This window comes from Streptomyces recifensis (assembly GCF_002154615.1).
Classification (GTDB): Bacteria; Actinomycetota; Actinomycetes; order Streptomycetales; family Streptomycetaceae; genus Streptomyces; species Streptomyces griseoluteus.
The window spans coordinates 1-7,762 of the sequence record NZ_MUNH01000106.1 but is presented as its reverse complement, the minus strand read 5'-3'; the positions used below and the strand labels follow the sequence as shown (position 1 = coordinate 7,762).

Below are 7,762 nucleotides of genomic sequence, written 5' to 3'. Positions count from 1 at the left end.
TCCTCTTCGTCGCGCTGCCCGCCGACGCCGACGGACTGCCCACCGGGGTGCTGGTCGGCTACCTCGTCGTCCTCCTGCTCGCCGCCGCCCACGGCGCCCGCCTGGGACTGCGCAGCCCGCTGTCCCTGCGCGCGCCCCTCGCCCTCGTGCTGGGTCTGGTGCTGCTCGCGGTACCGGTCGGCGGGGCGCTCTGGTACGACGGTGCCCGCGCGGAGGCCGAACAGCAGGCACTGCTCGGCCGGCTGGAGAAGGCCGACGACCTGGTGGCGGCGGCCGGACGGCACACCTTCGCCGCCTCCCGCGCCGACTACCGCTCGGCCCTCGCCGTCTACCGCGACCTCGCGGTCGACCACCCCGGCTCCCGCGCCGCCGACCGTGTCCCGGCCCGGATGCGCGCCTACTACGCCGGCGTCGGCGCCGCGTACGGGCGGGGCGAGTACTGCGTGGCCGTCGAGCCCCTCCAGTTCCTCCGTACGGTGCCGCGCACCATGCCCGCCGACCAGCTCGGCTCGCTCACCCGCTGGCCCGACGACCGGCTGGCCACCTCGCTCTACGAGTGCGGCAAGGCCGATCTCGGCGACGGCGGCGAGGCATGGGTCGAACGGTTCCGTGAGCTGCTCGCCGACTTCCCCGGGTCACCGGCCGCGGCCAAGGTGGTGCCGGCCGTCGACGCGGCCGTACGGACCGCGCAGCAGGGGGTCGGCGGGAACGCGCCCTGCACCGCCGTGGACCGGCTGCACACCCTGGACACCCGGCTCACCGACCTCGCCGCCACGGCCGGCGACGCCTCCACCGACCTCACCGCGGTCGCCGCCCGCGCCGGGAGGGGCGGGGACGCGGGCGCCTACGAGTGCGGGGTGGACCAGTACAAGGACGGCGACTTCGCGGGGGCGCGGCAGAGCATGCGGAGCTATGTCTCCGACAGCAAGGGCGGGGGGAAGCGGGAGAGGGCCAAGAAGATCGCCATAGCCGCCGAGGTCGCCCAGACGCTCCCGGCGGCCGGGAAGAAGCTGCCCACCACGGCCTCCGGCGGCAGCATCTCCGTCACGGTGAAGAACGACAGCCCCCACGACATCACCGTGCTCTACACCGGCCCCGTCACCGGAAGCTTCACCCTCAAGGCGTGCGCCGGCTGCACGGCGTACTCCCTCACCGCGACCATCACGCCGGGCTTCAAGCCGTGCTCCGACAGCGGGCGGAACTACCCGCGGCGCACGATCCAACTGCCCACCGGAACCACGTACTTCGTGCACCAGCCGCAGGGCACCGGCGCCGGCTCCCCCGCCTCCGACACCGCGCGGCTCAGGTCGGGCTATGTGTACACCGAATGCGCCTACACCACGCGGACGTTCGGGTCCGGCACCTGACCGGGTCCTGCGGCCCGCACCGGCACCGTCCGGGTGACGGTGCCGCACAGGGCGGCGGGGCGCGGCTCCGGGCCGCGCTCCAGCCAGTCCCGGTACGCGGGGGCCTGGTGGGCCACCTCCCAGTAGGCATCGGCCAGTTCCTCGAAGCCCCGGTCGAGGTCGGTCTCGGTGCGGGCCGCGAGCAGCAGCCGCACCCCGATCGGGTCGCCGTGCAGCGGGCGGATGGCGAGGTCGGAGCGGGGATGCGCGGTGGGCTGGCTGACCGTGACCACCTCGCCGGTGGCGGCCAGCGAGTACGCGGTGAGGTAGTCGCCGTGCAGCAGGTCCGGCTCGATCCCTGCCTCGCGCAGCACCCGGCAGATCGCGTCCCACTCGCCGTCCACCGTGGAGTCCACCATCCACCGTTCCTCGGCCAGCTCGGTCAGCCGCACCTCGCTCCTGGCCGCCGCCGGATGGTCGGCCGCCAGCGAGACGAACTGCGGCTCCCGCTCCACCAGTACCCGTAGGCGCAGCCCCGGCGGCACCCGCAGCGGACTGCCCTCCACCTCGTGCACGAAGGCCAGCTCCAGCGCGCCCTCGGCGACCTGGCGCAGCAGCGCGTTGGCGGAGGCGTCCATCTGGAGCGAGGGCTCGGCCGCCGGGACACGGGAGCGCAGCCGGCGCAGCCAGCCCGGCAGGGCGCGGCTGGCGGTGGCGCCGATCCGCAGCCGGGGCCCGGCCGAGGCGCGGGCGGCGGCCGCGCGGGCCTCGGTGACCAGGGCGTCGAGTTCCCCGACCAGCGGCCGGGCCCGGCTCAGCACCAGCCGGCCCAGCGGGGTGGCGCGGCAGCCGGTGTGGCCGCGGGTGAAGAGCGGGCCGCCCAGCGCCTTCTCGATCCGGCGCAGTTGGGTGCTCAACGAGGGCTGGGCCAGGCCGAGTTCGCGCGCCGCCTGATGCAGGCTGCCCGCATCGGCGATGGCGCACAGAACCCGGAAGTGCCTCACCTCTAGCTCCATGACGGGAGCCTAGGGCGGGTTTGCATGCGCACGCCAGACGCATAAATCGCCGCGCACCGCCACGAGTTGCCGGCGATAGGCCGGTGCTATCGCAACTTGCCATTAGCCGCGGCCTGTTGATCTATCCAAGACTCGGAAGCAGCCGGTCGTTCACCCCCACTCGAACGACGGGCCACCCCCACACGCACCGAAAAGAGGAGCACCCCCACATGCCGTCCTCCCGCATGCCCGCGAAGAGCACCAGAATGATCGTCGCCCTCGGTCTCGGCGTGGCCGCCGCCGCGCTCGGCGCCGCCGCCCCGGCGTCCGCCCAGCCCGCTCCCGTCACCGCCCCGCACGCCGGATACACCGGCTCGGCCCGGGAGACGGCGAACAACAAGGCGTTCTTCGACGCGGTCCTGAAGTCGGTCGCCGAGAAGCGGGCCGAGAACCCGGGCCTGAAGTCGGTCACCATCACCTACAACCCGTCGGCCGCGCCGAGCTTCAGCTCCCAGATATCGAGCGCCGCCTCGATCTGGAACAGCTCCGTCTCCAACGTGAAGCTGTCCGCCACCTCCGGCACCGGCGACTTCTCCTACCGCGAGGGCAACGACTCGCGCGGCTCCTACGCCTCCACCGACGGCCACGGCAGCGGCTACGTCTTCCTGGACTACGCCCAGAACCAGCAGTACGACTCGGTCCGCGTCGTCACGCACGAGACCGGCCATGTGCTCGGTCTGCCGGACCACTACGAGGGTCCGTGCAGCGAGCTGATGTCCGGCGGCGGCCCCGGCCCGTCCTGCACCAACTCCAGCCCGGACGCCAACGAACGTGCCCGGGTCGACCAGCTCTGGGCCAACGGCTTCGCCAAGGCCCTGGCCAAGGTGAACCAGACCCGCTGACCCCTCGGCACACCAGGCCCCGCCCCGGACCGCGGTCCGTCGCCCCCACGCGACGGTCCGCGGTCCGTCGCGTTCCCAGGGCCCGTACGCGGTGCCGCCGATAGCTCGCTGCTATCCCAACTTGCCATCATCCGCAGGCCGTTGGCCTGCCCGAGACTCAGGGACAACCGGCCGTTCACCCCCATACGGACGGCCACCCCCACGTACGAAACGAGGACCCCACATGACGTCGTCCCGTACGTCCGCCAAGACCGTCAGATCCCTCCTCGCCCTCGGTCTCGGCGTCGCCGCCGCCGCGCTCGGCGCCGCCGCCCCGGCGTCCGCCCAGCCCGCTCCCGTCGCCGCCCCGCACGCCGGGTACACCGGCTCGGCCCAGGAGGCGGCGAACACCAAGGCGTTCTTCGACGCGGTGCTGAAGTCGGTCGCCGAGCAGCGGGCCGAGAACCCGAGCCTCAAGGCCGTCACCGTCTACTACAACGCCAGCCAGGCGCCGAGCTTCCGCTCGCAGATATCGAGCTCCACCTCCATCTGGAACAGCTCGGTCTCCAACGTCAAGCTGGCCTCGACCACCGGCACCGGCAACTTCTCCTACTACGAGGGCAACGACTCGCGCGGCTCCTACGCCTCCACCGACGGCCACGGCCGGGGCTACGTCTTCCTCGACTACGCGCAGAACCAGCAGTACGACTCGATCCGGGTCACCGCGCACGAGACCGGCCACGTACTGGGCCTGCCCGACCACTACAGCGGCCCGTGCAGCGAGCTGATGTCCGGCGGCGGCCCCGGCACCTCCTGCACCAACCGCTACCCGAACGCCACCGAGCGTTCCCGCGTCAACCAGCTCTGGGCCAACGGGCTCGCCAAGGCGCTGGCCAAGGTGAACCAGGACCGCTGAACGTCCTCCTGAAACGTAAGGGCCGTCGTCCACCTGGTGGACGACGGCCCCGCGTGTCTACCGGCTCAAGAGCGTCAGCAGCCGCAGGACCGATACGCAGCGAAGCTCAGGGGACGCACCGACTGGACCATGATCACGGAATCGCGGCGGCACCGGCACAGAACTAGGATCGGTCGCAGGGCACAGAACACAGCGCCATGAGGGGCTGCCCCGGCCGGCCATCCCCCAGGAGGTCCGCGATGGCGACGCTGCTGTCCGTCAACACAGGCATGCCCGAGGACGTCTCCTGGCAGGGAAGGACCGTCCGCACCGGGGCCTGGAAGGCCCCCGCCCAGGGCCCCCGCATGGTCCGGCGGCTCAATGTCGAGGGAGACGGCCAAGGAGACCTGGCCGGGCACGGTGGCGAAATCCGTGCCGTCCTCGTCTACCAGCTGCAGTCCTACCAGTACTGGCGTGCGCAGCTCGGTCGCGACGACCTGACCTTCGGGATGTTCGGGGAGAACTTCACCGTCGACGGACTGCCCGACGACGAGGTGTGCATCGGCGACCGCTACCGGATCGGCGAAGCCGAGTTCGAGGTCACCCAGCCCCGCGTCACCTGTTACCGCGTCGGCATGCGCCTGGGCGAGCCCGCCATGGCCTCCCTGCTGGTCGCCCACCACCGCCCCGGCTTCTACCTGCGCGTCCTGGCAGAGGGCCGTGTCCAGGCCGGCGACGAGATCACCCTCACCCGCCGGGGCCCGGAAGAACTCAGCGTCGCCGACACCGACGCACTGCTCTACCTGCCCGACCGCGACCCCGCGAAGCTGCGCAAAGCCCTGGACATTCCAGCCCTGAGCCCCGGATGGCAGCAGTCCTTCCGCGAACTCGCCGCCCCCCGGGAGCCCGCACAAGAACCGGGACGGGCCGGTGCACGCGCCGCCGCAGAGCAGCCCGAAGAGACGCCGGGATGGACCGGGTTCAAGACGATGCGCGTCGCCCGCATCGTCCGCGAGACCCCCGGCATCTCGTCGATCCACCTCCAGACCACCGACGGCACACCTCTCCCCGAGGCCCGCCCGGGCCAGTACCTCTCCCTCCGCCTGCCCCTCGCCGACGCCGCCCCCGCGGTGCGCAGCTACTCACTCTCATCCACCTCCGAAGACGGCACCTACCGCATCAGCGTCAAGCACGAGCCCCATGGGACGGTCAGCAGCTACCTCCACGCCAGGCTCCGTCCAGGGGACCTGCTGGGCGTCGCCAGCCCTCGCGGAACGTTCGTCCTCGAACAAGGGACGCGCCCGATCGCTCTCTTCTCCGCGGGAATCGGTGCCACTCCGGTGCTCGCCATGCTCCACCACCTGGCCGCCCGAGGAGATCCACGTCCTGTCTGGTGGATCCACACCGCACACGACCGCGCCCACCACGCCTTCGCGGACGAGGCCCACACGCTTCTGGAGCAACTCCCCGACGCCCACGAGCACATCTACTACACCTCGGGAACCCCACGCCCCGAGAAGTCCTCCATCACCCAGGGCCGCCCCACCGCCGCGTCCCTCAAGGGCCTGGGCATCCCCGCCGACGCGGACGCCTACCTCTGCGGGCCGACCGCCTTCATGGAGGACGTCGCAGGCTTTCTGCGCGATCGCGGTCTGAGCCCCGAGAGAATCCACACGGAACAGTTCAGCGCCCTCCCAGCCATCAACCCCGGCATCGCGCCCACAGCCGTCGTCCGGCCGCACCAACCAGCCGGCCCCCCGGGCACCGGCCCCCTCATCACCTTCGCTCGCAGCGGCGTCACCACCCCATGGTCGCCCGCATACGCCTCCCTCCTGGAGCTCGCCGAAGCCTGCGACGTCCCCACCCGCTGGTCCTGCCGCACTGGCGTCTGCCACACCTGCGTCACTCAGCTCGTGGCAGGTGACATCACCTACACCACCCCACCCCTCGAACCGCCCGAGACCGGCACCGTCCTCGTCTGTTGCAGCGCACCGACGACCGAGGCGGTCCTCGATCTGTAAGGGGCCGGCAGACGCGGCCACCCATGGGCCGCGCGCGAGCGGGGGCCGCGCCGCGCGGAGTTGGCCGGGCAGCGAGCCGGAGGGGCTGTGGCTGGGCAGTGCTGGTGGCGTACGGGGTGGGACTACCGGTCGCGGGTGATCGTCTTGTGCTCGACGTAGCCGGTCAGGCCGACCTTGCCGTATTCACGGCCGACGCCGCTCGCCTTGTAGCCGCCGAAGGGACCGTCGAAGCTCATCGGGGAGCCGTTCAGTGTGACCGTGCCGGTGCGCAGTCGGCGGGCGACGGCAAGGGCCCGCTCAGGGTCGGTGGTCCAGATGCCGCCGGACAGGCCGTAGACGGAGTCGTTGGCGATGCGGACGGCGTCGTCCTCGTCGTCGTAGGCGATGACGGACAGGACCGGGCCGAAGATCTCCTCCTGGGCGATGCGCATGGAGTTGTCGACGTCGGCGAAGACGGTCGGGGTGACGTAGTTGCCCTTTTCCAGGCCCTCGGGGATCTGCGGCCCGCCGGTGACCAGCCGGGCGCCCTCCGCCATCCCGACGTGGATGTAGTCGATGACGCGCTGCTGCTGGTCGGGGCGGATCATCGGGCCGACGAAGGTGTCCGGAGCGGACGGATCGCCGACCTTCAGCGACTCGACCATGGCCTTGATCGCGGCGACGACCTCCTCGTAGCGGCTGCGCGGGGCCAGGATGCGGGTCTGGAGGATGCAGGCCTCGCCGTTGTTCGCCAAGGAGCCGAATCTCAGGCCCTGGACGGCGGCGTCCAGGTCGGCATCGTCGAGGATGAGGGCGGCGGACTTGCCGCCCAGCTCCAGGCTGACCCGCTTGAGGTGCTCACCCGCGATGGAGGCGATGCGCCGGCCGGCGCGGGTGGAGCCGGTGAAGGCGATCTTGTCGACGTCGGGGTGAGAGACGAGGTACTCGCTGGTCTCGCGGTCGGCGGGAAGGATGCTGAGCACGCCCGCGGGAAGCCCGGCCTCGTGCCACAGGTCCGCCAGCAGCATCATGCTGAGCGAGTTCTCCGGGGAGACCTTCAGGACGACGGTGTTTCCGGCCAGCAGGGCCGGGACCAGTTTGGCGGTGGCCGCGGAGAACGGCGAGTTCCACGGGATGACGGCGGCGACCACGCCGATCGCCTCCCGTCGGACGATGGTGTCGAAGGACACCGACGGGTCGGACGGCTCGATGATCTCCTCCCAGCCGAACTCCTCGGCCGCCTTCAGGTACGCCTTGACCTGGCGGGTCAGGAAGGGCTGGCCGGCCTGGGTGAACCAGCCGGCCGAGCCGTTCTCGACGGAGATGGCCCGAGCGACGTCGTCGGCGTGGGCGGCGCGCAGGGCGTCGTAGCGCCGGACGATCTCCTGTCGCTCCTCGGGGCTGGTGCGGGGCCAGAGCCCGTCGTCGAAGGCCGCGCGGGCCGCGGCGACGGCGGCGTCGACGTCGGCGGGCGCGGCCTGTGCGGCGCTGCCCAGCACGGACTGGTCGTGCGGGGAAAGGATGTCGATCCGCAGATTCGGGTCGCTGGGGGCGACCCATGCGCCGCCGATGTAGAGCTTGTCGCGAAGAGTCATGTGTGCACGGTTCCTTGCTGCGAAAGGGGCGAGAGGGTGGTGGGGAGGAG

At 71.7% G+C, this 7,762-nt stretch carries 6 protein-coding genes; 4 read left to right on the top strand and 2 right to left on the bottom strand.

The genetic code is table 11. From position 1 onward, the window contains the following. Positions 1–1,367: tetratricopeptide repeat protein (locus tag CCN33_RS31885; RefSeq protein WP_086692272.1), on the top strand; the 1,367-nt coding region annotated here is incomplete at its 5' end. Here the strand turns inward: CCN33_RS31885 and CCN33_RS06815 are convergent. Next, positions 1,334–2,362, bottom strand: coding sequence for a LysR family transcriptional regulator (locus CCN33_RS06815; protein WP_086692271.1), 1,029 nt, complete (start codon positions 2,360–2,362; stop codon positions 1,334–1,336). The two genes, CCN33_RS31885 and CCN33_RS06815, sit on opposite strands and share 34 nt — an antisense overlap. Positions 2,363–2,571: 209 nt before the next feature. Here CCN33_RS06815 and snpA (CCN33_RS06810) point away from each other — a divergent pair, with 209 nt between their 5' ends. From snpA (CCN33_RS06810) to CCN33_RS06800, 3 genes are all read left to right on the top strand, one after another. Continuing rightward, positions 2,572–3,243: a snapalysin gene (gene snpA / locus CCN33_RS06810; RefSeq protein WP_086692268.1), complete on the top strand. Its 672-nt coding sequence runs from the start codon at positions 2,572–2,574 to the stop codon at positions 3,241–3,243. Positions 3,244–3,466: 223 nt separating this feature from the next. After that, positions 3,467–4,138, top strand: a complete 672-nt coding sequence (snpA, locus tag CCN33_RS06805; RefSeq protein WP_086692265.1) for a snapalysin — start codon at positions 3,467–3,469, stop codon at positions 4,136–4,138. A 239-nt stretch (positions 4,139–4,377) separates the two neighbouring features. Continuing rightward, the gene (locus CCN33_RS06800; protein ID WP_086692262.1) at positions 4,378–6,138 is read left to right on the top strand and encodes an MOSC and FAD-binding oxidoreductase domain-containing protein; all 1,761 of its coding nucleotides are present in this window, start codon (positions 4,378–4,380) and stop codon (positions 6,136–6,138) included. Between the two features lie 122 nt (positions 6,139–6,260). Here the strand turns inward: CCN33_RS06800 and CCN33_RS06795 are convergent, their stop codons facing one another. Beyond that, positions 6,261–7,712, bottom strand: a complete 1,452-nt coding sequence (locus CCN33_RS06795; protein ID WP_086692259.1) for an aldehyde dehydrogenase — start codon at positions 7,710–7,712, stop codon at positions 6,261–6,263. Positions 7,713–7,762: the final 50 nt, after the last annotated feature.

What these genes read in the sequence shown, in the direction of transcription:
- CCN33_RS06815 (WP_086692271.1), bottom strand. Translation starts at nt 2,362, where the DNA reads ATGGAGCTAGAGGTGAGGCACTTCCGGGTTCTGTGCGCCATCGCCGAT.
- snpA (WP_086692268.1), top strand. Translation starts at nt 2,572, where the DNA reads ATGCCGTCCTCCCGCATGCCCGCGAAGAGCACCAGAATGATCGTCGCC.
- snpA (WP_086692265.1), top strand. Translation starts at nt 3,467, where the DNA reads ATGACGTCGTCCCGTACGTCCGCCAAGACCGTCAGATCCCTCCTCGCC.
- CCN33_RS06800 (WP_086692262.1), top strand. Translation starts at nt 4,378, where the DNA reads ATGGCGACGCTGCTGTCCGTCAACACAGGCATGCCCGAGGACGTCTCC.
- CCN33_RS06795 (WP_086692259.1), bottom strand. Translation starts at nt 7,712, where the DNA reads ATGACTCTTCGCGACAAGCTCTACATCGGCGGCGCATGGGTCGCCCCC.